The organism is Halioglobus sp. D3-4 (genome assembly GCF_055809315.1).
The window spans coordinates 1291026-1314731 of record NZ_CM147907.1 but is presented as its reverse complement, the minus strand read 5'-3'; the positions used below and the strand labels follow the sequence as shown (position 1 = coordinate 1314731).

The following is a 23706-nucleotide window of genomic DNA, read 5'->3' as shown; positions in this document are numbered from 1 at the left end:
GAGTCCGGGTGGGGGCAAAGCTGCGCAATTATAGCGAAGGTGAGGGCGATCGCCAGCCCAAAGTGTGATCAGACCGTGAATTTGCCAGATAGCTGCTTGCGCCCTATATCTCCACGGATAATAATACGCGCCCTGAACTTTCTTGCGCAAAATTAAGGTATCCAATGGCGAACAATCGCAAGCGTACGCGTCCCGACGACTACTTCAAAGACTGGAAACAGCGCGAGGCCCTGGCCGAGGGTATGATCCCTCTGGTGGGTCGGTTGTGCCGTGAGAAAAACGTAGAGTGTTACATCTACGGCAAGCCTTTGGTAAACCGTTCTGTGCTGGAAATCATGAAAGATCACCGGTATGTGCGCCAGGTGGAGGGCAATGAGCTCTCCGAAAAGGAAACCTTCCCTGTATTTAATTGGCTGAGCCAGATGGATCTCGGGCCAGCCCATATAGATGTAGGTCGACTCGCTGTCGGTTATTCTGTGCAGGGCGTAGCCGAAGGCCTCAGCCTTGAGCAGTACCTCGACCGCGAGCTAGGTGAACTGGTCGGCTTCAAGGGGAAACCGCTAGAACAGCCGCAGGATGTGGTGCTTTACGGGTTTGGCCGTATCGGACGCCTGATGGCACGCATTCTGATCGACCAGACCAATGGCGGCGATACCCTGCGCCTGAAGGCCATTGTGGTGCGCAAGGGCAAGGCGGCGAACGATCTGGAAAAACGCGCCAGTCTATTGCGCCGCGATTCTGTTCACGGCGCTTTCGATGGCACCATCCGGATGGATGAAGAACGCCAGTCTTTTGTCGCAAACGGCAATGAAATCAAGGTTATTTACGCCGACGCGCCGGACAATATCGATTACACGCAGTACGGTATCAATAACGCCATTATTATTGACAATACCGGCGTCTGGCGCGACGAAGCCGGCCTCTCCAAGCACCTCAATAGCAAGGGTGTCAGTAAAGTGCTACTCACTGCACCGGGCAAAGGCTCTCTGAAAAATGTGGTTGCCGGTATCAACAATGACATAATCGATCCCGCAGATACGATTATCTCCGCCGCTTCCTGTACCACCAATGCGATTGCGCCGCCGCTGAAGGCGATCGATGATGAGTTTGGTATCGTCGCCGGTCATGTAGAGACTGTCCACGCGTTTACCAACGACCAGAACCTGATCGACAATTACCATAGCGCGTCCCGTCGCGGGCGCGCGGCACCTCTTAACATGGTGATCACCGAAACCGGTGCGGCGGTGGCAGCTGCCAAGGTTTTGCCGCAGTTGGCAGGGAAACTGACTGGAAATGCCATCCGTGTGCCGACACCCAACGTTTCCATGGCGATTCTCAATCTTACACTCAGCCGTGAGACGTCTGTCGAGGAACTGAACGAGTTTATGCGCTATCAGGCGCTGCATTCACCACTACGCAATCAAATAGACTACTCAGCATCCCCCGAAGTTGTCTCCAGCGATTTTGTCGGCTCTCGTCACGCCTGTATTTTCGATGCCAAGGCTACGATCGTGAACGGCAAGCAGGCAGTGGTATATCTGTGGTATGACAATGAATTTGGCTACAGTTGTCAGGTGTACCGTATTCTGGAGCAGATGGCGGGTCTCGAATACCCAGTCTATCCGAAGTCCTGATCGGATTGCGGGCAACGCAGGGTGGTATTGCGGCACTTTTACCGGGTGCTTGAATTGATCGGGATCACGGGGCACTATAAATTTCCTTAAGATTCAGACTTCAGCGTCTACCAGAGTGGTTTTTTAGGGACCCTATCCGGTATAATGCGCGCGGCTTGAATTCCAGTGACAGACCAGTGCCAGGGCTCGACGTTTTTCGGGGCGGATTCCGGCCATCAGCAGGGAGTCTCTGCGGTAATTTTCAGTTCACTCACAATTGTTTTGAAGCTGTAGGCAGATCGTATGATCAAGATCAAGCGGGGCTTGAATATTCCGATTCAGGGAGCTCCCCGGCAAGTTATTGAAGACGCACCCCCTGTTCGTGCTGTAGCACTGGTGGGATTCGATTATGTCGGGATGAAACCCACGATGGCGGTGCGTGAAGGCGACCGCGTCAAGCTGGGCCAGGAACTGTTCAGCGATAAAAAAACGGATGGTGTGGTCTATACCGCACCCGCAGCAGGCGTTGTAGCGGCCATTAATCGCGGTGCCCGGCGTGTGTTGCAGTCTGTGGTCATCGATATCGATGGTGATGATGCCGAGGTTTTTCCAACCTGTACCGCCACCTCGCTGCCCGAAGCTAATGTTATTAGAGAGCAATTGGTGCGCAGCGGGCAGTGGACGGCACTGCGAACCCGGCCCTTCAGTAAGGTGCCTGCACCGGAATCCGAAGCGGCTGCCATTTTTGTTACGGCAATAGACACGCATCCACTGGCGGCCGACCCGGCGGTGATCATTGCAGAGCAGGCAGAGGCGTTTAGCCTTGGGCAGGATCTGCTGGCGCGTCTCACACAGGGCAAGCTCTACCTTTGCACCGCTGCCGGAACGAATATACCCAAGGGCGCAGCCTCCAATATCGAACTGGCACAATTTGACGGCCCCCATCCGGCCGGTCTCGCCGGCACCCACGTGCACTTCCTTGAAGGTGTCAATGCGAATAAATCAGTTTGGACCATCGGTTATCAGGATGTTATTGCGATAGGGCGGCTGTTTTTCGATGGTCGGCTGTACACCAGCCGTGTCGTCGCGCTGGCAGGTCCACAAGTTGAAGATCCGCGGCTCGTTCGAACACGTCTTGGAGCGGACTTGCAGGCCTTGTGTGCCGGCCAGGTCAACGCCGGCGAAAGCCGTATTGTGTCCGGCTCGGTGCTCGGTGGGCGGGGTGTTCAGGGTGGCACGGCTTATCTGGGCCGCTACCACAACCAGGTGTCGGTCTTGTTGGAGGGGCGTCACCGGGAATTCATGGGCTGGCTGTCTCCCGGCTTTAAAAAGCACTCCAATCTCGGTATATACGTCACCAGTCTCCTTGGCACCAAGCCTCTGCCAATGACCACGACCACCAATGGGAGCGAGCGTGCAATGGTACCGGTGGGCAGTTATGAGAAAATCATGCCGCTGGATATCCTGCCAACACAGCTTCTGCGTGCGTTGATAGTGGGCGACACCGAGATGGCCCAGGCATTGGGCGCTCTGGAGTTGGAAGAGGAAGATTTAGCTCTGTGCAGCTATGTCTGCCCGGGGAAATACGAATACGGGCCTATTCTGCGGGATAACCTCACGCGCATCGAGAAGGAGGGTTAAGCCGTGGGATTGAGAAAAATTCTAGACAATATGGAACACCACTTTCAGGAAGGTGGCCGATTCCAAAAATGGTATGCCCTCTACGAGGTGTTCGACACCTTCCTCTACGCGCCGGACTCTGTCACAAAATCTACCGCCCACGTGCGTGACGGGATAGACCTGAAGCGGATTATGATCACCGTTTGGCTCGCAGCTTTTCCCGCGATGTTCTACGGCATGTACAACCTCGGATTTCAGGCAAATGACGTGATGGCCGCTGGTGCCGGCGTTGAAGGTTGGCGGGGCTGGCTGATCGAACTGGTCGGCGGCTATGACGCCAGCAGTATCTGGGATTGTTTCTGGTACGGTGCGGTGTTTTTTCTGCCCATCTATATTGTGACGTTTCTGGTGGGTATCGCCTGGGAAATATTGTTCGCGGTGAAACGTGGACACGAAGTGAATGAAGGTTTTTTTGTCACGTCGATATTGTTTGCGCTGACATGCCCGCCGGATATTCCTCTCTGGCAGGTCGCGTTAGGCATCAGTTTTGGTGTGGTCATCGGCAAGGAAGTATTTGGCGGTACCGGGAAGAACTTCCTCAATCCGGCGCTGGTTGGCCGGGCGTTTTTGTACTTCGCCTATCCCGCGCAAATGTCGGGAGACGCAGTATGGGTTGCAGTAGACGGCCACACCGGTGCCACACCCCTGTCGGTTGTCGCATCTGGCGGTATGGATGCGTTGACGCAGTCGTGGACCTGGATGGAAGCCTTTATCGGTTCCATACCCGGCTCCATCGGCGAGACCTCGACACTCGCTATCCTGCTGGGCATGGTGTTGTTGTTAATAACCCGCATCGCGTCCTGGCGTATCATGCTGGGTGTATTCCTCGGTATGGTAGCGTTCTCTACACTGCTTAACACCGTCGGCTCCGACACCAACCCTGCCTTCGGTATGCCCTGGTATTGGCATCTGGTTACCGGTGGTTTTGCCTTCGGTATGGTCTTTATGGCGACCGACCCGGTGTCTGCCGCGATGACAAATGGTGGCAAGTGGGCATTTGGTATTCTGATTGGCGTGATGACCGTCCTGATCCGCGTCGTTAACCCGGCTTTTCCGGAGGGAATCATGCTGGCGATCCTGTTCTCCAACCTGTTTGCGCCGTTAATGGACCACTTTGTGGTGCAGGCCAATGTCAAACGGAGGCTTGCCCGTGTCCAGTAACGACAGTATCAAGAAAACACTGATTGTTGCCTTTGCGCTGTGCATTGTGTGCTCTGTCATCGTCTCTACTGCGGTGGTGGTGCTCAAGCCGATACAGGAAGTCAACAAGACCCTTGATCGCAAGCGCAACATCCTCGCTGCGGCAGGTATGTTGGTTGAGGGCGAATCGATTGATGAGCAGTTCGCTCAGATCAAGACCCGCGTCGTCGACCTGACGACCGGTAAATTCGCGGATGATGCTGTGAATATTGAGAAGTACGATCAGCGCAAAGCAGCCAAGGATCCGGGTCGGTCAGAGGAACTGACGCCGGATGAGGATTTGGCCAAGATTTCGCGGCGTGAGCATTATGCGCTAATTTATATCGTGCAGAACTCGCAAGGTGATATTGAGAAAATCATTCTGCCGATTCGCGGCTATGGCCTGTGGTCGACACTGCACGGGTTCATCGCGCTGGAATCAGACGCTAACACCATCGCCGGCCTGGGTTTCTATGAGCACGGCGAAACACCTGGGCTGGGTGGTGAAGTCGACAATCCGCGCTGGAAAGCATCCTGGCCGGGCAAACTGGTCTACCGGGACGGGGACGTCGAAATTGGGCTGGTCAAAGGGGCTGTAGACCCTGACGCTGCAACCGCCAACTGGGAGATCGACGGCCTTGCCGGAGCAACACTCACGAGTAAGGGCATCACCAACCTTGTCCATTTCTGGCTTGGTGAGGACGGTTTTGAGCCGTTCCTGAACAATCTACGAGCAGGGGAGGCCTGATTATGACAGCCATCAAAGAAACCCTTACCGGGCCTATATTTAAGAACAACCCGATCGCATTGCAGATCCTGGGTATCTGTTCGGCACTGGCCGTTACCTCCTCGTTGCAGGTGACACTGGTGATGTGTGTCGCGCTAACCGTAGTCACCGCTTTCTCGGGTATGTTTATCTCATCGATACGCAACCATATACCCGGCAGTATTCGGATCATCGTGCAAATGGTAATCATCGCATCACTGGTGATTGTGGTGGATCAGTTCCTCAAGGCCTATGCATTCACTATCAGTAAGCAATTGTCGGTCTTTGTGGGCCTGATCATCACCAACTGTATTGTGATGGGACGCGCCGAGGCCTTTGCGATGAAAAATCCGCCACTGGCTAGTTTTATGGACGGTGTAGGAAATGGCCTTGGTTACAGCGTGGTACTGATCGCCGTAGCAGTGGTTCGCGAATTGTTCGGCTCCGGCAAGCTAATGGGCTTTGAAATCCTGCCGCTGGTCACAGAAGGCGGTTGGTACGTTCCCAACGGCATGCTGTTGCTGCCACCGAGCGCATTCTTCCTGATCGGCGGATTTATCTGGGTGCTGCGCAGTGTGCGTACTGAACAGGTCGAGGAACCCGAGTTCAAACTTGCCAAACACACACCGGTCGGGGAGGGCGTGTAGATGGAAGCCTTACTCAGTTTATTTGTTCGCTCCATATTTATCGAAAATATGGCTCTCGCCTTTTTCCTGGGCATGTGTACCTTCCTCGCGATTTCTAAAAAGGTGGACGCCGCGATAGGCCTGGGGATAGCAGTAATCGTTGTATTGGGTATCACGGTCCCGGTTAACAACCTGATCTATAACTACCTGTTGGCTGATGGCGCACTTGCCTGGGCGGGTTATCCCGACATGGATTTGAGTTTCCTCGGCCTGTTGTCATACATCGGTGTGATCGCTGCGATTGTGCAGATACTGGAAATGTTCCTCGATAAGTTCATTCCCTCACTGTACAACGCACTGGGTGTGTTTCTGCCTCTGATTACAGTTAACTGCGCCATTCTCGGTGCGGCACTGTTCATGGTGGAGCGCGACTATGATTTTGCCGAGAGTGTCGTGTTTGGCATTGGATCGGGTGTGGGCTGGGCACTGGCCGTGGTCGCACTCGCAGGCATTCGTGAGAAGCTCAAATACTCTGATGTGCCCCAGGGGCTGCAGGGGCTGGGTATCACTTTCATTACCGCCGGCCTGATGGCACTGGGCTTTATGTCCTTCGGCGGCATCGATATCTAGGCAGGGTTTAGCAGATATGGAAATGACAATTGTATTTGGCGTCGGCATGTTCACGGTAATCGTGCTGCTGCTGGTAGCCATAATCTTACTGGCTCGTTCACGCCTGGTGAGCAGCGGTGCGGTGAATATTCTCATCAATGGAGAAAAAACCATTACCGTTCCCGCCGGAGGCAAGTTACTGCAGACGCTATCAGAAGCCGACCTGTTTCTGCCCTCAGCCTGCGGTGGTGGTGGAACCTGTGCACAGTGCAAATGCATTATCACTGAGGGCGGCGGCTCTATGTTGCCCACAGAGCAAGCTCATTTTAACCGTCGGGAAGCGGCTGAAGGTTGGCGGCTGAGTTGTCAGGCCTCCGTCAAACAGGACATGGAAATTCGTGTCCCCGATGAGGTGTTCGGCGTTAAGCAGTGGGAATGTACCGTTGAGTCCAACCCAAATGTCGCCACGTTTATCAAGGAGCTCACACTTAAGCTACCCGAGGGCGAGAACGTGGATTTCCGCGCCGGTGGTTATGTCCAGTTGGAGTGCCCACCGCACCATGTGAAGTATTCTGATTTCGACATTGAAGAAGAGTATCGCGGTGACTGGGAGCGCTTTGGATTCTTCAAACTCGAATCCGTGGTAGAAGAAACGGTTATCCGTGCTTACTCGATGGCAAACTATCCTGAAGAAAAAGGTCTGGTGAAATTCAATATCCGGATCGCAACACCGCCTCCAGGTAGCGAGGGTATTCCCTGCGGTCAGATGTCATCCTGGGTATTCGGCCTCAAGCCCGGTGACAAAGTGAAGGTCTACGGTCCTTTTGGTGAGTTTTTTGCCAAGGATACCGATGCCGAGATGGTCTTTATCGGTGGTGGTGCGGGCATGGCGCCAATGCGTTCGCACCTGTTCGACCAACTCAAGCGCCTGCATAGCAAGCGTAAAATCAGCTTTTGGTACGGTGCGCGTTCGCTGCGTGAAATGTTCTACGAGGATGAATACGACCAACTCGCGGCCGAGAACGACAATTTTGAATGGCATGTGGCGCTGTCTGATCCGCAACCCGAAGACAACTGGGAAGGTTATACCGGTTTCATTCACAATGTGCTGTTTGAAGAGTATCTCAAAGATCACCCGGCCCCCGAGGACTGTGAGTACTATATGTGTGGACCGCCGATGATGAACTCCGCCGTGATCCAGATGTTAACGTCGCTCGGTGTGGAGCCGGAAAACATCATGCTCGACGATTTCGGTGGTTAAGAAATTGTCTGCCCTCATTCAAAGCCACTCGCGTGAGTGGCTTTTTTGTTTTACGGCTCTGGTACTTTTGACAGCTTGTGCGGGGAAAAATGAACCGACCAAGCTGTCCGGCGCCACGATGGGTACAGTGTGGCACTTGAGTTATATTGCGGTTGAAAATGGGCCTGATGAAAACGAACTACTGGTGGGTATCGAGTCAGCGCTGGAGCGTGTGGATCGCAGTATGTCCACCTACCGTCGTGACTCGGAGATCAGCTACTTTAATACGTCTGGGCCCGGGAAATGGTTCAAACCATCGGGAGATTTCATCGAAGTGATGAAGACAGCGCTGGATATTGGAGAGCGCAGTGAAGGTGCCTACGATGTAACAGTGTCGCCGCTTGTGGATTTATGGGGTTTTGGCCCAAATGGTGTTGCGGGTATTCCCCCATCGGACTCTGAAGTCGCGCAAACGATGAGGCTGGTTGGGCAAGAGAAGATTGAGCTGGACCCAATACAGTACCGCGTGCGCAAAAGCAGTATGCTTGCAGTCGACTTTTCATCTCTGGCTAAGGGCTATGCCGTCGATCAGGTGGCTGCCTGGTTGCTGTCTCAAGGTATCTCCCGTTTTATGCTCGAGGTAGGCGGTGAAATGCGACTGTCAGGCCTCAGCGCGCGGGATGACCCATGGAGAATCGCAATTGAACAACCCGATAGCAGCGAGCGTTCGGTTGCCACTGCGATAAGCCTGACCGATGTAGCACTGGCCACCTCAGGCGACTACCGCAACTATTTTGAGTCTGAGGGGCACCGCTATTCGCATTCGATTGATCCGCGCTCCGGCTACCCGGTGGAACACGATCTTGTGTCGGTGACGGTGGTGCATCAAAGCTGTATGGTAGCAGATGCATGGGCGACGGCGCTTATCGTGCTTGGTCACAAGCGTGCGATGGCAGTAGCGAAAGCACAGGGGTTGGCGGTATATTTCATACGTAGGGTTAATGACGACTTTAAACACAGTCACACAGCGCAGTTTTCGCGCTATCTCGACCAGCAAACGTTGTAAGGCGTTCCCTAAAGGAAGAGTAGGCAAATGGCACTTTTTGTAATCACAGTTCTGGTATTCGGCCTGGTTATAGGGGCGATGGCCGTTGGCGTTATTGCCGGGAGATCGCCGATCAAAGGGTCTTGTGGCGGCATGGGCGCACTGGGCGTTGATACCGCCTGTGAATTGTGTGGCGGCAATCCCCAGCGCTGTGAAGAAGAGTCACGCAGTGGTGATACGTCGAAGAAAAAAGCAGACCTCTACTACCAGGCTGACGAATAACAACGGATAGCCGACGTGAGCGCTTCTGGCACCACCATTGCGAATTACGCGCCCTTTATCGGTGTGCGCTACAGTTTCAGCCGCAAACGCAACCGCTTCACTTCTGTTATCGCCACGGTGTCCATGCTGGGAATGGTACTAGGCGTCGCTAGTCTGATCGTCGTACTTTCGATAATGAACGGATTTGCCGGAGAACTACGTGGCCGTATTCTGTCGCTGGTACCGCATGGGTATGTCGAAAGTGACAGCGCAGGAATCGCGCAGTGGCCCCAGTTGCAGCAGCAGATTGCAGCGGTTCCCGATATTGTGGCTGTGGCACCGTATATCTCTGAGAAAGCCATCATCGGCAATAGTGGCAATCGCCGCGCCGTGGTAATTACAGCGGTAGACCCGAAGTTGGAAAGTGGAGTATCCGATCTGCCGTCCGCAATAATCTCTGGTGAGCTGGACAGTTTGGAGAGCGGCGGCTTCAATGTGATACTCGGCGCAACACTGGCGAGTATGCTACGCGTTGTTCCAGGCGATTACGTTGAGGTTACCGTGCCACGCCTGACGGTTACGCCTCTCGGCTTGTTTCCTCGCTCGAAAAGGCTGAAAGTTACTGGGCTTTTCCAGATTGGTGCTCAGCCAGATGCCTATCAGGCATATATTTCGTTATCTACCGGTCAAAAACTGCTTGGCAGCAAGGGCAGGGTAGATGGCCTACAGGTCAAAACACGGGATCTGTTCGCCGCACCGGACATCATGCGGACAGTGGCGGCTGACCTGCCAGCAAGTTACGTGGTGAAAGACTGGAGCCAGACCCAGGGCTCACTGTTCCGTGCCGTCAAGCTGGAAAAGATCATGGTCAGCCTGCTGCTGCTCAGCGTAGTCGCGGTAGCGGCCTTCAATATTGTTTCCACGTTGGTGATGTCGGTTGCGGAAAAGCGTCGTGATATCGCTGTACTGCGAACCATGGGCGCGCGCGCCAGTGGTATTATGGCAATCTTTGTCGCGCACGGGCTGGTACTGGCCGGCGTTGGCATAACCGTTGGTGCGTTGCTCGGTGCGTTGCTTGCAACGAATATCGCGGCCATCACTGCGACCGTAGAGAATGTACTGGGCATGAAACTGTTTGATCCTACCGTTTACTTTATCAGTGAGCTTCCCGCCGATTTGCAAACAATGGACGTGGCCATGGTGGTGATGGCCTCCTTCATCTTGAGTTTGTTGGCGACTCTTTATCCCGCATGGCGAGCCGCCAGTATCGCGCCAGCTGAGGTGTTGCGTTATGAATGATGTGGTACTGCAGTGCGAGGCATTGTGTCGTGTGTACGATGACGGTGACAAATCTGTCACAGTGCTGCGGAGTGTGGATCTGACACTGCAGGCGGGCGAGAAAATCGCTATCATCGGTGGCTCCGGTTCGGGTAAATCGACCCTGTTGAACCTGCTGGGAGGCCTCGATAATCCCAGCAGTGGCAAGGTGCTGATGCGCGGCAGGGATCTCACGCAACTGAACGAAGCCGCATTGTGCCGGCTGCGCAATGAACAGCTGGGCTTTGTTTATCAGTTTCATCATTTGTTACCAGAATTCGATGCTCAGGAGAACGTGGCGATGCCCTTACTGATCGGTGGCGACACTCGCAAGGTCGCGTGGCAGGCCGCTCAGGCAATGCTGGAGCGTGTCGGTATGGGGCATCGCCTGTCACATCGTCCTGCGCAGTTGTCCGGTGGCGAGCGGCAGAGAGTCGCGATTGCCAGGGCGCTTGTCACGCGCCCCGATTGTGTGCTGCTCGATGAGCCCACGGGCAACCTGGACCCGCGCTCAGCATCGCAAGTGTTAGCCCTGATCGACGAACTCGGGCAGGATCTAGCATCCTTCGTCGTGGTAACGCATGATCCGGCCATAGCCGCTCATATGAACCGCACGCTGGAATTGCGCGACGGTGTGCTGCAGGAGTTGCGATGACCCGTCTGGAACGCTTGCGTATCGCGGTGCGCTATACCTTTGCGTTTGGCCAGGGGCATTTGTCCGCATTTTTATCCTCGCTCTCCATGCTGGGACTGGTACTTGCGATCAGCCTGCTCATCATTGTGCTGTCGGTGATGAATGGATTCGACAAGGAAATGCGCGAACGCATCCTCTCGCTGGTCCCACACCTGACGGTATACTCGGCGATGCCCATCGATAACGAGGCGCAGGCGATGGCGGTGATCAAAAGTCACCCTGCGGTTGAAGAGGTGACACCCTTCGCGCAGTTTGATGCGCTTGTGACGCGCGGTACCGATATAGAAACGGTAAGGGGCATCGGGCTTGGCCTGGACGAATCCGATGCATTCCAGTCGATCGCTGCCTATTTGAAGAAAAGCGATGCCGCCGATTTTCAGCAGCAGGCCAACGGGCTCATACTGGGTTCAGGCGTTGCACAGAGTCTGGGTGTCGGAATTGGGGAGCGATTGAACCTGATTGTGCCGGGGTCCGGACAGGCCGGTGCGATGGGGCCCGCACGTTTTCAAACGGTGCAACTCAGCGCCATTCTTAACACCGGCACGGAGCTGGACCAGAGTGTCGCTCTGGTACATCTGGATCTGGCATCAGAGTTAGCGGGGCTCAATGGACGCGTTAGCGGTTTCAGGGTATCCACAAATCGGCTTTTTGACGTACAACAGATCGGCTGGGAACTGCAGGAGATACTGCCGCCTGGTTTCTACAGCAGCAACTGGATGCTAACGCACGGCAACCTCTACGCCGCTATTCAGCTGTCGCGCGATATGGTGTCGATTCTGCTGTTTTCGATCATTGCGGTAGCCGCGTTTAACGTGGTGTCGTCACTGGTACTGGTGGTGCTGGACAAGCAGGGCAACATCGCGATATTGCGGACTCTCGGCGCCACTGGGCCTGATATCGCGTGGATATTCGTATTGCAGGGCGCAATGATAGGTCTTGTAGGCGTGGTATTGGGGAGTGTTGTCGGTGCGCTGGGAAGCCTGGCTGTGCCGGCGCTGGTGAGTCAACTGGAGGATATGCTGGGTATACAGTTCCTCAATACTGATGTGTACCCCGTGTCTTTCCTGCCGGTGGATCTGTTAGCCAGTGACATCTTTACGGTAGGCGGCATAGCACTGGGTATGTGTGTGATCGCGGCTATTTATCCGGCCAGACGCGCTGCCAGAATGGCCCCTGCAATGATTCTCAATCAGGATCACTGAGCTTTCTAGCTTCCCGTGCACGTTTACGCGCCTGCCACTGTCTGACGACATGCCATCGCCAAAACAGGCTGATCACAACGTAGCCTACGCTGCCAAAGAATAATCCGCACAGCAGGCACCCCAATAGAAACGGTTTCCATATGGCGGCCAGACTATTGGCCAACCAGTGAAAACTCAGCGCCATCTCAACATCCTTGACCGGTACATCGATAATCAATGCACCGATCTCATAAGCCAGGAAAAAGATGGGGGCCATGGTCAGTGGGTTGGTGATGAATACCAAGGTAACCGCCAGTGGGAGATTGCAGCGCACCCACACCGCCAGTACGGCCGCCAGCACAGTCTGCCCGGGTATGGGCATAAACGCCACAAACAGACCGACGAAGAAAGCCATGGATGCGGAATAGCGATTCAAGTGCCAGAGGTTGCTGGCGTAGACCCAATCGCCAAGAACTCCCAACGCCTTGATCCTGCGGACTCTTACAGGACTGGGAACAATGCGTCTGAGGATTTTTTTGGGCATATCCGGCGTGGTCGAATGTGAGCTGCCAACTTACAACTCTTTGTGTTTGACTCCCACGCTCGACACTGTGGACTCGCAGGGGCATTAGACAAGGCATGGCATTATGCGTGATCAGTGTCTGTTTTTAAACCGGATTTTGCGTGGCAGGATGTGACACCGTTTGCAGTTTGTACTGCCTCCTGCGCTTAGACGCAGTGCTGGTTCTGTCATCCCTGTGAACACACCATTGCGCTGCGCTAGATCTACTGTGCAGGAAACACCGTATGCAATCATGGATGATTGGACTGGTGTCGGGCATTGTCAGTGTCGGTTTCTGGCCAGCACTGCCGCCGTGGCCGGCGTATGGTTTGTTTGCCACCGCAGGGCTGGGCGTTCTATTGCGACGCACTCCATTCATTGCCTTTCTCGCAGGGCTCGGGCTTGGCTGCCTTGTCGGTTGTGTTCACGGTACACTGCTGTTGCAGTCGCGTATCGCAGAAGACTGTGTTGGCATCCCCCTTACAGTAAGCGGAAGTGTCAGCTCTCTGCCCAGAACCAGCCTGATACGCGGAGCAGTGCCACGCCAACGTTTTGAGTTCGCCGTCAAAACGTTGAAGCCTCTGCACTGTGCCGGCCCACAAACGCTGCAGTTATCGTACTACGGAGACCATGAGATAGAACCCGGCGATTTATGGCAGTTTGAAGCCAGACTCAAGTCAGTATGGGGATTGGGGAACCGGGGTCTGTATAACATGCAGGCGTGGTTTACACGCAATGGTATAGATGCCATTGGCAGTGTGCGCGAGAGTGGGCAGTTGCCCAGGTTGATAGGGCACGCTACCGGGTTTTCTGCATTACCTGACCGGATGCGACAACGCATCAGTAAGCGTATCAGTGAGCTGGGGCTACGACCGGATGTGGCCGCAGTGTTGCAGGCCATATCAGTGGCAGACAGCAGCGGTATTGGTGCATCTCTGTGGTCACTGTTCCAGCAATTCGGCATCAATCATCTGCTGGTGATTTCCGGCCTGCATGTGGGCATGGTGGCGGCTGTTGGTATGCTTTTGGGAGGCCTTTTGCTACGTCTGTTGTCGCCCGTGTATGCTGGCGGTCGTTGGCTGCCGCCAGTTGTTGCGCTGTGTGTGGCAGCCCTGTACGGCGCGCTAGCCGGGATGTCACTGCCAGTGCAACGCGCACTGTGTATGCTGGCATGTTTTGTGTTGGCAAGCATAGCCGGCCGTAAAGCCATTGCGGGTAACAGCCTGTTACTGGCTGCCGCCTGTGTGTTGCTGCTAAGCCCCCTCGCAGCCGTGGGCAGCGGGTTCTGGCTGTCTTTCGGTGCCGTGGCTGCACTGTTGTGGTTTGGCGTGTGGCAGCGCGGTGTTGGGCCACTGCGCCTCGCTGTGCAGACGCAAGCCGCCATCTCGCTATTTATGCTGCCGTTGGGCGCACTGTTTTTTGGCGGAGGCAGCTTGATTGCAGTATTCGCCAATCTGCTGATGATTCCTCTAGTCGGTTGGCTGGTGGTGCCCCTGACGCTACTGGCTGCGCTGTGTTTTCTCTGCGGCTGGGAGATGGCGTCATCGTTGTGGTATCTGGCCGCGTGGCCGTTGGACTACCTGCTGCCGCTTGGTGCCAGCCTCACCGAACACGGGGGCAACTGGCTGTATGTCCCGTTAAACGCAGACATCGAACTGGCCCTGCTGAGTGTGCTGGCCGTCGCCCTGTGTGTGTTGCCTGGGGGCAGGACATTAAAAATCCTGGCCGCTATGATGGCCCTGCCCATGATCCTGCCCGTGCAGCCATCCCCTGATGCGGCGGTAGCTGACACGAAGGTCTCCGTCATAGACGTGGGGCAGGGCACCGCCGTGGTGGTGCGATCCGGTGATATGGCCCTGCTGTATGATACTGGTGGCGGGGACCCCAACGGTGTCAATATGGCGACGCTCGCTGTGTTACCTTACATGCAGCGCGAGGGTATTAACGCGCTCGATACGCTTGTCATCAGTCACCCGGACCTCGACCACAGTGCCGGTACCGCAGCCATCAGGGATGTGCTGACTGTCGATCGGTTTCGCTATGGTGGTGTCGAGGAGCATGCATACGACGGTTTGTCGGCGGGGCGACCCTGTATCGCCGGTGAGGCGTGGCGATGGCCAGGGGGACAGACCTTCCAGTTTTTATCGCCAGCACAAGAGGTGCCGCGTCGTCGCAATGACAGTTCCTGTGTGCTGCAGATACAGGTGGGGGAGTACCGCCTGCTGCTGCCCGGCGACATCGAATCCAGTCGCGAAAAGATGCTGGTACGCTACTGGAGCGACAGCCTCGTAAGCGATTGGCTGGCCGCTGCGCACCATGGTAGCAAAACCTCTACATCCACGGCATTTCTCAAAACAGTGCGTCCCCAGCTGGTGGTGATCAGCGCCGGTTATGCCAACCGCTTCGGTCACCCGCACCCCGCTATTATCGCCAGATTGGGCAGGCATGAGGCGACTGTCCTGTCCACGGCGATATCCGGGGGGCTGGAATTCACGATCAGGCCGGGCGAAGATCTCGAGGTCTGGGCATATCGCCGGGTCGTTCGCCGGTATTGGATGTGAGTGCTGCTGCGGCTTCACCCATCTGCGGTGCTATGCGTATAATGCGTCCATAAATTTCTCTGGACGGGGCGTAAATGTGCTTGAATTGTTGATGGCTGGCGGATGGCTAATGGTGCCCATAGTGTTGTGCTCCATACTGATGCTGGCCATCTGTATCGAGCGCTTTTACACACTCAATCCAAAGAAAATCGCGCCACCTCACCTGCTAGCCACCGTCTGGAAACAGCTCAAGCACGGTGAGTTGGACGCTGGCAAACTCCGTACCCTGCGCCAATCCTCGCCTCTGGGTCGCATTCTCGCGGCCGGATTGGCCAACGCCTACCACGGGCGCGATGTGATGAAAGAGAGCATCGAGGAGGCGGCGGCACATGTGGTGCACGACCTAGAGCGGTATCTCAATACTTTGGGAACGGTTGCCGCAGTGACTCCGTTGCTGGGCCTGCTCGGTACGGTGTTCGGAATGATCGAGGTGTTTGCTGAGATCATGGTGCAGGGCTCCGGTAATGCCAGTGCCCTCGCCGGCGGTATTTCTCAGGCGCTGATTACCACAGCAGCTGGCCTCACAGTAGCGATTCCTGCACTGGTGATGCACCGCTATTTTCTGGGCAAAATCGACGCTATCGTGGTGGAGCTTGAACAGGAAACCATCAAACTGGTGGATGCCCTGCACAGTGAAGAGAACACGGAAGCCGCACCGTGAAATTCAGGCGCCAGCGTCGTGAAGAAACCTCGGTCAACCTGACGCCGCTTATTGACGTTGTCTTTCTGCTGTTGATTTTCTTTATGGTCTCTACGTCGTTCACCAGGGAAACGCAGTTGAGTATTGACCTGCCGGAAGCCCAGGGGAAGCCCGTGGAAACGGCGGAGCAACAGATTGAAGTGCTGGTAGATGAGCAGGGCAATTACCGTGTCAACGGTGAAGCATTGGTGGATACGCGCCTGCGTACATTACAAGCCGCGATCTATAAGATATCGGCCGGCGATACCACTATGCCGATGATGATCTCAGCCGATGCGCAGGCTGCGCACGAGGATGTTGTAAAGGCGATGGATGCCGCGGGACAGATGGGTTTCGTACATCTGAGTATCACCACCGTACAGCCGGCCAGCGAGCCGGCTGCACCTTAACCGGATCGCTGGGAGCGTTCTATGGCCTACACCGTCGTTATACCCGCGCGCTACGGCTCGACGCGCCTGCCGGGTAAACCGCTGCTGGATATTCTCGGTAAAGCCATGGTGCAACGTGTCTGGGAGCAGGCGCAGTCGAGTGCTGCCGAGCGTGTGGTGATTGCCACTGACGATGACCGTATCGTGTCCGCCGCCCAAGCTTTCGGCGCGGAGGTGTGTATGACGCGCCCTGAACACCCCTCGGGTACCGACCGCTTGCAACAGGTGGTCGAGGAGCTGGGGTTGCCCGATGATCATATTGTGGTCAACGTGCAGGGCGATGAGCCCCTGATACCGCCACAGGTCATTGATCAGGTGGCGGCGAACCTGCAGCAACATACACAGGCCGGTATCGCGACCTTGTGTGAGGAAATCACTGCCATTGCCGAACTGATCAGCCCCAATGTGGTAAAGGTCGTCAGGGATGCCAGCGGATTGGCGCTGTATTTTAGCCGCGCGCCCGTGCCGTATCCGCGCGATGCATTTCTGGCGGATCAAAGTGAGATGCCTGCCAGCGGCAAATGGTATCGACATATCGGTATCTACGCCTACCGCACCGGTTTCCTGCACCGCTATGTGAACTGGGCGCCCGCGCCGCAGGAGCAATTGGAATGTCTGGAGCAGTTGCGAGCGCTGCACCACGGTGTGGGTATTCATGTCGACGAGGTGTGCCAGCGGGTGCCAGCCGGTGTCGACACGCAGGATGATCTGGCAGCGGTTCGCGACGTATTGAGCGGAGGTAACTGATCGTGCCCGCCGTGAACCCGACCAGTGTGCTTTTTGTTTGCCTCGGGAATATCTGCCGTTCGCCAACCGCAGAAGGCGTGTTCACCGCACTAGCAGCACGGGAAGGCTTACAAGAGACGATCCACGTTGACTCCTGTGGTACCAGCGACTGGCACATCGGCAGGCCACCGGATTCACGCGCCACCGCAGCGGCGGCAGAACGGGGCTATGACATCAGTCAACTGCGCGGGCGACAGGTCGATGCCAGCGACTTCGAGCGCTATGATTACATACTGGCGATGGATGAAGACAACCTCGATGAACTGGACGCACTGCGCCCGGAGCACTACCGCGGACATCTGGGGTTGTTCCTTGAATTTGCCAAGGGCACAGCATTGACCAACGTACCGGACCCTTACTACAAGGGCGACGAAGGTTTTGTCCACGTGCTGGATCTCATCGAATCGGCCAGCGCAGGCCTGCTACAGCGGATCGCTGGTGGGCGTTCCTGACGCCATGACCATTGCGCGGGGAGAGGCGTTGCAAGCTTATAATTCGCTCGCGCTGCAAGCACGCGCGCAAGCTCTCGTCACCGTCAACAGCGATCAGCAGCTACTGCAGGCGCTGGCGCAAGCGAGAGCATGGCAGTTACCCGTGGTAGCGTTGGGGGAGGGGAGCAACATTGTGTTGGCCGGTGATGTCAACGCATTGGTGTTGCGCCAGCAAATGCGCGGCATCGAAGTATTAGACAAGGATATCGACACCGTTACACTGCGCGTCGCCGCCGGTGAAAACTGGCATGCGTTTGTACGATGGACCCTGCAACAGGGGTACTACGGGCTCGAAAACCTCGCCCTGATTCCCGGTACTGTCGGCGCGGCGCCCATACAGAATATCGGTGCCTACGGCGTCGAGCTGTGCTCCAGCGTAATGAGGGTACATGCCCGTAATATTGCCGATGACTTGCCTGTTGAGCTCTCTAACCACGAGTGCGAGTTTGGCTACCGCGACAGTATTTTTAAAAATGATCTCAAAGATCAACTGGTCATCACGGCTGTTGATCTGCAGCTGTCACTACACAATGCTGTCAAAACCTCGTATCCCGCACTCGTCGGGTACTTTGATGAACACCCGGAGATAGACGCAACGCCAGAAGCGGTATTTGCTGCGGTTGTCGATATCCGGCGCAGCAAGCTACCGGATCCCGCTGTCATCCCCAATGCCGGCAGCTTTTTTAAAAACCCGGTGATTTCCGAAGTGTCGGCTGCAGCGCTAGCGGCGATACACCCCGAGTTGCCGCGTTTTCCACAAGACGATGGTAGGGTCAAAGTCTCTGCCGCCTGGATGATCGACCACTGCGGCTGGAAGGGGTTTCGGCGCGACAACGTGGGAGTGCATGCCGGCCATGCCCTCGTGCTGGTCAACTATGGCGGTCAGCGAGGTGCGACGCTGTTACAGCTCGCCGACGACATTGCGCAATCCGTGGAAAAAACGTTTGGCGTACAATTGGAAATCGAACCGCGGATATACGGTGAACGGGTATGACCGAGTTCGATCACAAGGCGTTTGTGAAAACACTGACCACCCGTCCCGGCGTCTACCAGATGTACGATGCCAGCGGTGACCTGCTCTATGTCGGCAAAGCCAAGAACCTGAAAAACCGCGTCGGCAGTTACTTTCGAGCCAGTGGCCTCACCGATAAAACCATGGCGCTGGTCGCCCGCATCCACGACATACAAGTGACAGTGACCAGTACCGAGGTTGATGCGCTGCTGCTCGAGCACAACCTGATCAAGACGGAGCGGCCACCGTATAACATCCTGCTGCGCGACGATAAATCCTACCCGTATATCTTTGTCTCCACACAGGAAAAGTTCCCGCGTATCGCCTTGCATCGCGGGACAAAGCGACGCAAGGGTGAATACTTCGGGCCGTACCCAAGCGCCGGTGCGGTGCGAGAATCGCTGCAGTTTCTGCAGAAAGTGTTCAAGATGCGGCCCTGTGAAGACAGCTATTTCCGCAACCGCTCACGGCCCTGCCTGCAGTATCAGATCGATCGGTGTAGCGGCCCCTGTGTAGGGCTGGTCAGCGAGGAGGACTACGCCGAACAGGTTGCCAGCACCAGTTTGTTCCTGCGCGGTAAATCCTCGCAACTGATGGAGCGGTTGGCAGATGATATGGAGAAAGCGGCTGCCGAGCTCGCCTATGAAAAGGCCGCAGTCTATCGCGATCAGATCGTCCAGCTACAGCAAGTGCAGGCCAGCCAGGGTATCGAAGGGGTAAGCGGCGACCTCGATATTCTCGCCGCAGCGGTATCGAACGGCCGCGCCTGTGTGCAGGTGCTGTTTGTGCGCGGTGCGCGGGTGCTGGGTAGCAAGACCTATTACCCACCCCTGAAACTGCAAGAGACAGTAGCGATGGTACTGGCGGCGTTTATCCCGCAGTTCTATCTGGGTGCTGCGCGGGCAATTCCCGCTGAGATCATCGTCAATGCGCCACCCGAAAGCGCTGAAATTCTGGCGGATGCGCTGTCCGCACAGGCGGGGCGCGCGGTAAAGATCCGCAGCCGTGTGCGAGACTCCCGTGCCCAGTGGTTGCAACTGGCGCAGCAGACGGCGGAGACCAATCTGGCGTCCCATCTCACCGGCCGCCAGACAGTATTGCGACGTCTGCAGGCGCTGCAGGATCTTCTGGAACTGCCCGAGTTGCCCGAACGCATGGAGTGTTTCGATATCAGCCACAGCTCTGGTGAGGCGACAGTCGCATCCTGCGTGGTTTTTGACCAGCAGGGGCCGCGCAAAACCGACTACCGCAAGTTCAATATCGAAGGCATCGTCGCAGGCGATGACTACGCCGCGATGCACCAGGCGCTGGAGCGGCGCTACAAGCGCCTCAAAAAGGCCGATGCGGCAATGCCGGATGTGCTGTTTATCGACGGCGGCAAGGGGCAGGTCGCGCAGGCTATGGCGGTACTGGAAGAATTACAGGTCTCGGGCATCGAGGTGATCGGTGTCGCCAAGGGGACAACCCGCAAAGCGGGGTTCGAGACGCTCATAAAAGGCGCCACAGGTGAAGAGCGCCAGTTGCCCCCCGACCACGGCGCGCTGCACCTGATCCAGCAGATTCGCGATGAAGCCCACCGCTTTGCGATCACCGGGCACCGGGCCCGCCGCGACAAAGCCCGCCAGCGTTCCAAATTGGAGGATATTCCCGGTGTGGGCAGCAAGCGCAGGCGTGTATTGCTGCGACATTTTGGCAGTGCACAGGGCGTGGAGAATGCCAACGTCGAGGAGCTGAAGAAAATTCCTGGCATCCACGCCGCGATGGCGCAGCAGATTTACGATCATTTACATGCCGGAAAGTGACGTGCAGACAGCCCGGCCAACTCTAGGGTAGACGGTTTAACATGGCACTCATCGCGGGGTAGGGGTGCCCAGTTCAAAAATATCCGCATTAATTCAACAACTCACACCCAATAGGGGCTTGTATACCGTAGTATAGGCGCAATAATGACCAACTCGGCGGCGCGGCCTCTGGCGTAGCCACAGGGTCTGTTGAGACAACCAAAACGAGATTCGAATCTTTGCCTATTACCATCCCCAATATACTCACCATTCTGAGAATTTTGCTGATTCCCGTCCTGGTCGTGGCTTTCTACCTGCCTCTGAAAAACCATTTCCCACTGGCGGCGGTTATTTTTGCGCTGGCCGCTGCAACCGATTGGGTCGACGGCTATCTGGCCCGGAAACTCGGCCAAATGACGGCGTTCGGCGCCTTTCTCGACCCTGTGGCTGACAAACTGATGGTCGCAGTGGCCCTTGTACTGCTGGTGGAGCGACACGATACCCTGCTGTTTACATTGGCAGCCTGCGTTATCGTCGGGCGCGAAATCGTCGTGTCAGCGCTGCGCGAGTGGATGGCGGAGTTGGGGCAGCGCACATCTGTCGCCGTGTCCTATATCGGCAAGGTAAAAACCGCGTTCCAGATGCTCGCGATTACCGGTTTGCTGGCAATAAATCCCGCTTCCGACCCCAATTGGCAGCTGATATTGTGTTACGTGGTTCTCTATACCGCAGCCGTTCTGACTCTCTGGTCGATGATGATTTATCTTAAAGCCGCCTGGGCAGTACTTAAAGAGCAAGATAACTCTTTCTAATTCAAATGCTTGCGCGAAATATCTTGTATTCTGCTTGACTCCACAGACTCGGTGCATACAATAAGCGCCACTCGAAGATAAGCAGTTCAATTCGGGCTACCACGGCGGTGGATAAACGTTTTTGTGTGCGGGAATAGCTCAGTTGGTAGAGCGCAACCTTGATAAGGTTGAGGGGGGGCGCCTAGCCTCGTCGGTTCCGGCGACCACGGCGGTGGATAAACGCTTTTGTGTGCGGGAATAGCTCAGTTGGTAGAGCGCAACCTTGATAAGGTTGAGGGGGGGCGCCTAGCCTCGTCGGTTCCGGCGACCACGGCGGTGGATAAACGTTTTTGTGTGCGGGAATAGCTCAGTTGGTAGAGCGCAACCTTGCCAAGGTTGAGGTCGCCGGTTCGAACCCGGTTTCCCGCTCCAATCCCCCATGTAGGCTCGGTGGCAGAGTGGTCATGCAGCGGACTGCAACTCCGTGTACGCCGGTTCGATTCCGACCCGAGCCTCCATTTTTTCTCTTGTTGTCCCCACGATTGGATTACCCAACGATGTGTTTTGGCGTCCATGCCAAAATGTCTTCTGGATATTGGGCATCTTGACCGTCTCTTCGTCTAGTCCCTTCAAGTACTCTGACCCCTTGTTCTGATCAGCGAGTAAAAACTCCCAGCGGTGGAGTCTGGTTCAGCGAGGCAATCGTCATTGTGTCCGCTACCAAATCGAATGTGATGAAGGTGGGCTCTCCACCGTTTTCACCCGGTGCGATCCAGAAGAACTTGTCGCCATCCCAGTGCGTGACAGGATAGGTGTCGCCGTTTGGTCCTATTTCAAGGATGAGTGCCTCGCCTTTGACGGTCACCCCAGCGCGCCCGACATAATCGTTCGACCATTGGCCAGCGTAGCTCGAGAGTGGCTTGGCAGGGGTCGGGTTCAGGGGCGCGGGCTCTGTGATGGCACCGGGGATAGCCGTCACATTAACAAATGCCTCTCTGTACATTTTCAGCCACGGTTGGGTGTTGCCACCGACCAGTGCGAGGTCGAGGAATTCGGCTGCGATAGCCTCGGCTGCGCCGAGTGGGAAACCATTGGTGAGAACGACGATGCCGAGGTTCTCAGCAGGCACGAGGGTATAGGTCGTACCAGCGCCCATATTGAATGCTCCCGAGTGATTGAAGGTCTGGCGGGCGGTGGAACTGACGCTGGCATTGAAGCCGAGATCGTCGGTGCCTGCGCGGAAGTCGATGGCGCCGGGTGCCTGTTTATTGGAGTGCGGTGACAGCATCTCTGCCATGGTCGCGGTATTGATGAGCTGTTCGCCATCATGCTCACCACCTGCGAGGATGAAATTCATCCATTTGGCAAAATCATTCGCCGACGAACTCACGCCACCAGCGGGAGACTGGGCATCGGGATCGCGAGTGTGTAGTGGCCGCCAGCCGTTATCGGTAGGAACGTGCAATAGCGCCCTGTTATGCTGGGTAAGAAACTCCTGGTAGCTCGACGTGGTGCGGGTCATTCCGAGTGGTTTATAAAGCTCTGTGCGGGACAGATTGTCCCAGGTCATTCCGCTGGCGTTCGCTACTGCCTGTGCGGCTGCGGTAATGCCGAAGTTCGTATAGTCGTTCTTGGCGCGGAAGTCGCTTATTGGGGCGTACCTGAGTTGATGGAGGATGTGGTCCCGGTCGTATCCGAGGTCTTCCAGCAAGTCTCCGATATGACCGGGCAATCCACTGCGGTGTGAGTACATATCGGCATAGCTGACATGCGCGGTGACATAGTGGTCCGACAGCTGGAAATCAGGCAGGTGTTCGACGATGGGGTCGCCCCAGGCGATAGTGCCAGCGGTGACTTTTGCGCTGATGACAGAGGCGCTTATCGACTTTGATAGTGAAGCCAGCTGAAAAGCGGTGTCGGCATTGACGGGCGCGCCGGTATCCACGTCAGCGGTACCAAAACCTTCGGCGAACACCGTATTGCCGTTGTGCACCACGGCAACGGCCATTCCCGGGATGCCGGTGTCGACCATAGCCCGATTTACTATGTCAGGCAGAGCATCGATCGCCTCCTCAATTCGCTCAGGTGGAACTTCCCAGGCAGCGAAGAGGGGGGGCGGTTTACCCTCAGGGTTTGCATCCGTTGTGTCGCTATGTGATGTACCCGCTCTGGAGGTGCTGTTGCAGGCAGCAATAGCGAGAAGTGCGCCCAGGCCGACTGCGCCCAAGGTGAAGCGCATAATCTGTCTAAACGTGAAATGGTGTGTGGGGAAAAGGTAAGCGGTGATCTTCACAGAATGTCCATCGGTATACTGAGTTGGTAACGAGAAAGGCCAAGTATAAGC

At 56.0% G+C, this 23706-nt stretch carries 22 protein-coding genes and 2 tRNA genes; 22 read left to right on the top strand and 2 right to left on the bottom strand.

The window, feature by feature from the left end; all coding sequences use genetic code 11:
- Positions 1-164: 164 nt before the first annotated feature.
- The 12 genes from AC0L6S_RS05650 to AC0L6S_RS05595 all read left to right on the top strand — a co-directional run bounded on the left by AC0L6S_RS05650 (position 165) and on the right by AC0L6S_RS05595 (position 12232).
- A complete protein-coding gene (locus AC0L6S_RS05650) occupies positions 165-1634 on the top strand; it encodes a glyceraldehyde-3-phosphate dehydrogenase (protein WP_473427450.1) in 1470 nt (489 codons plus the stop codon).
- 282 nt (positions 1635-1916) lie between these two features.
- The gene (locus tag AC0L6S_RS05645; protein WP_473427449.1) at positions 1917-3254 is read left to right on the top strand and encodes a Na(+)-translocating NADH-quinone reductase subunit A; all 1338 of its coding nucleotides are present in this window, start codon (positions 1917-1919) and stop codon (positions 3252-3254) included.
- 3 nt (positions 3255-3257) lie between these two features.
- Entirely contained in the window at positions 3258-4454 is a 1197-nt protein-coding gene (locus tag AC0L6S_RS05640; RefSeq protein WP_473427448.1) for an NADH:ubiquinone reductase (Na(+)-transporting) subunit B, read from the top strand.
- Entirely contained in the window at positions 4444-5220 is a 777-nt protein-coding gene (locus AC0L6S_RS05635; protein ID WP_473427447.1) for a Na(+)-translocating NADH-quinone reductase subunit C, read from the top strand. The genes AC0L6S_RS05640 and AC0L6S_RS05635 overlap by 11 nt, the downstream gene beginning before the upstream one ends.
- A gap of 2 nt (positions 5221-5222) precedes the next feature.
- Positions 5223-5885: an NADH:ubiquinone reductase (Na(+)-transporting) subunit D gene (locus AC0L6S_RS05630; protein WP_473427446.1), complete on the top strand. Its 663-nt coding sequence runs from the start codon at positions 5223-5225 to the stop codon at positions 5883-5885.
- On the top strand, positions 5886-6494 hold the full coding sequence (gene nqrE / locus AC0L6S_RS05625) for an NADH:ubiquinone reductase (Na(+)-transporting) subunit E (RefSeq protein WP_473427445.1): 609 nt from the start codon (positions 5886-5888) through the stop codon (positions 6492-6494).
- A gap of 16 nt (positions 6495-6510) precedes the next feature.
- Positions 6511-7734 (top strand): NADH:ubiquinone reductase (Na(+)-transporting) subunit F, encoded by a 1224-nt coding sequence (gene nqrF / locus AC0L6S_RS05620; protein WP_473427444.1) that lies wholly within the window; start codon positions 6511-6513, stop codon positions 7732-7734.
- 118 nt (positions 7735-7852) lie between these two features.
- A complete protein-coding gene (locus AC0L6S_RS05615) occupies positions 7853-8779 on the top strand; it encodes an FAD:protein FMN transferase (protein ID WP_473427443.1) in 927 nt (308 codons plus the stop codon).
- A 27-nt stretch (positions 8780-8806) separates the two neighbouring features.
- Positions 8807-9040, top strand: a complete 234-nt coding sequence (gene nqrM / locus AC0L6S_RS05610; protein ID WP_473427442.1) for a (Na+)-NQR maturation NqrM — start codon at positions 8807-8809, stop codon at positions 9038-9040.
- 15 nt (positions 9041-9055) lie between these two features.
- The gene (locus tag AC0L6S_RS05605; RefSeq protein WP_473427441.1) at positions 9056-10318 is read left to right on the top strand and encodes a lipoprotein-releasing ABC transporter permease subunit; all 1263 of its coding nucleotides are present in this window, start codon (positions 9056-9058) and stop codon (positions 10316-10318) included.
- Positions 10311-10991 (top strand): ABC transporter ATP-binding protein, encoded by a 681-nt coding sequence (locus AC0L6S_RS05600; RefSeq protein WP_473427440.1) that lies wholly within the window; start codon positions 10311-10313, stop codon positions 10989-10991. Before AC0L6S_RS05605 ends, AC0L6S_RS05600 begins: the two co-directional genes overlap by 8 nt.
- Positions 10988-12232, top strand: coding sequence for a lipoprotein-releasing ABC transporter permease subunit (locus AC0L6S_RS05595; RefSeq protein ID WP_473427439.1), 1245 nt, complete (start codon positions 10988-10990; stop codon positions 12230-12232). The genes AC0L6S_RS05600 and AC0L6S_RS05595 overlap by 4 nt, the downstream gene beginning before the upstream one ends.
- Here the strand turns inward: AC0L6S_RS05595 and AC0L6S_RS05590 are convergent.
- Positions 12216-12692, bottom strand: coding sequence for a DUF2062 domain-containing protein (locus AC0L6S_RS05590; RefSeq protein WP_473427438.1), 477 nt, complete (start codon positions 12690-12692; stop codon positions 12216-12218). The genes AC0L6S_RS05595 and AC0L6S_RS05590 overlap by 17 nt on opposite strands.
- A 326-nt stretch (positions 12693-13018) precedes the next feature.
- On the opposite strand from AC0L6S_RS05590, the gene AC0L6S_RS05585 reads away from it, so the two are divergent.
- The 10 genes from AC0L6S_RS05585 (at position 13019) to AC0L6S_RS05540 (ending at position 21880) form a co-directional block, all read left to right on the top strand.
- Positions 13019-15334: a DNA internalization-related competence protein ComEC/Rec2 gene (locus AC0L6S_RS05585; RefSeq protein ID WP_473427437.1), complete on the top strand. Its 2316-nt coding sequence runs from the start codon at positions 13019-13021 to the stop codon at positions 15332-15334.
- Positions 15335-15410: 76 nt separating this feature from the next.
- Entirely contained in the window at positions 15411-16034 is a 624-nt protein-coding gene (locus AC0L6S_RS05580; protein WP_473427436.1) for a MotA/TolQ/ExbB proton channel family protein, read from the top strand.
- On the top strand, positions 16031-16462 hold the full coding sequence (locus AC0L6S_RS05575; RefSeq protein WP_473427435.1) for an ExbD/TolR family protein: 432 nt from the start codon (positions 16031-16033) through the stop codon (positions 16460-16462). The genes AC0L6S_RS05580 and AC0L6S_RS05575 overlap by 4 nt, the downstream gene beginning before the upstream one ends.
- 21 nt (positions 16463-16483) lie before the next feature.
- Positions 16484-17248 (top strand): 3-deoxy-manno-octulosonate cytidylyltransferase, encoded by a 765-nt coding sequence (kdsB, locus tag AC0L6S_RS05570; protein ID WP_473427434.1) that lies wholly within the window; start codon positions 16484-16486, stop codon positions 17246-17248.
- An 11-nt stretch (positions 17249-17259) separates the two neighbouring features.
- Entirely contained in the window at positions 17260-17739 is a 480-nt protein-coding gene (locus tag AC0L6S_RS05565; protein WP_473428551.1) for a low molecular weight protein-tyrosine-phosphatase, read from the top strand.
- On the top strand, positions 17726-18772 hold the full coding sequence (gene murB, locus AC0L6S_RS05560) for a UDP-N-acetylmuramate dehydrogenase (RefSeq protein WP_473427433.1): 1047 nt from the start codon (positions 17726-17728) through the stop codon (positions 18770-18772). Before AC0L6S_RS05565 ends, murB begins: the two co-directional genes overlap by 14 nt.
- Positions 18769-20592 carry an excinuclease ABC subunit UvrC gene (uvrC, locus tag AC0L6S_RS05555; protein ID WP_473427432.1) on the top strand — a complete coding sequence of 608 codons (1824 nt, stop codon included), beginning with the start codon at positions 18769-18771 and terminating at the stop codon, positions 20590-20592. Before murB ends, uvrC begins: the two co-directional genes overlap by 4 nt.
- Positions 20593-20816: 224 nt before the next feature.
- Positions 20817-21383 carry a CDP-diacylglycerol--glycerol-3-phosphate 3-phosphatidyltransferase gene (gene pgsA / locus AC0L6S_RS05550; protein ID WP_473428549.1) on the top strand — a complete coding sequence of 189 codons (567 nt, stop codon included), beginning with the start codon at positions 20817-20819 and terminating at the stop codon, positions 21381-21383.
- A 335-nt stretch (positions 21384-21718) separates the two neighbouring features.
- A tRNA-Gly gene (locus tag AC0L6S_RS05545) sits at positions 21719-21794 on the top strand.
- A 12-nt stretch (positions 21795-21806) separates the two neighbouring features.
- Positions 21807-21880 (top strand) — tRNA-Cys (locus AC0L6S_RS05540).
- A 137-nt stretch (positions 21881-22017) separates the two neighbouring features.
- Here AC0L6S_RS05540 and AC0L6S_RS05535 read toward each other — a convergent pair.
- Complete coding sequence (locus AC0L6S_RS05535) at positions 22018-23655, bottom strand: serine hydrolase (RefSeq protein ID WP_473427431.1); 1638 nt, start codon at positions 23653-23655, stop codon at positions 22018-22020.
- Positions 23656-23706: the final 51 nt, after the last annotated feature.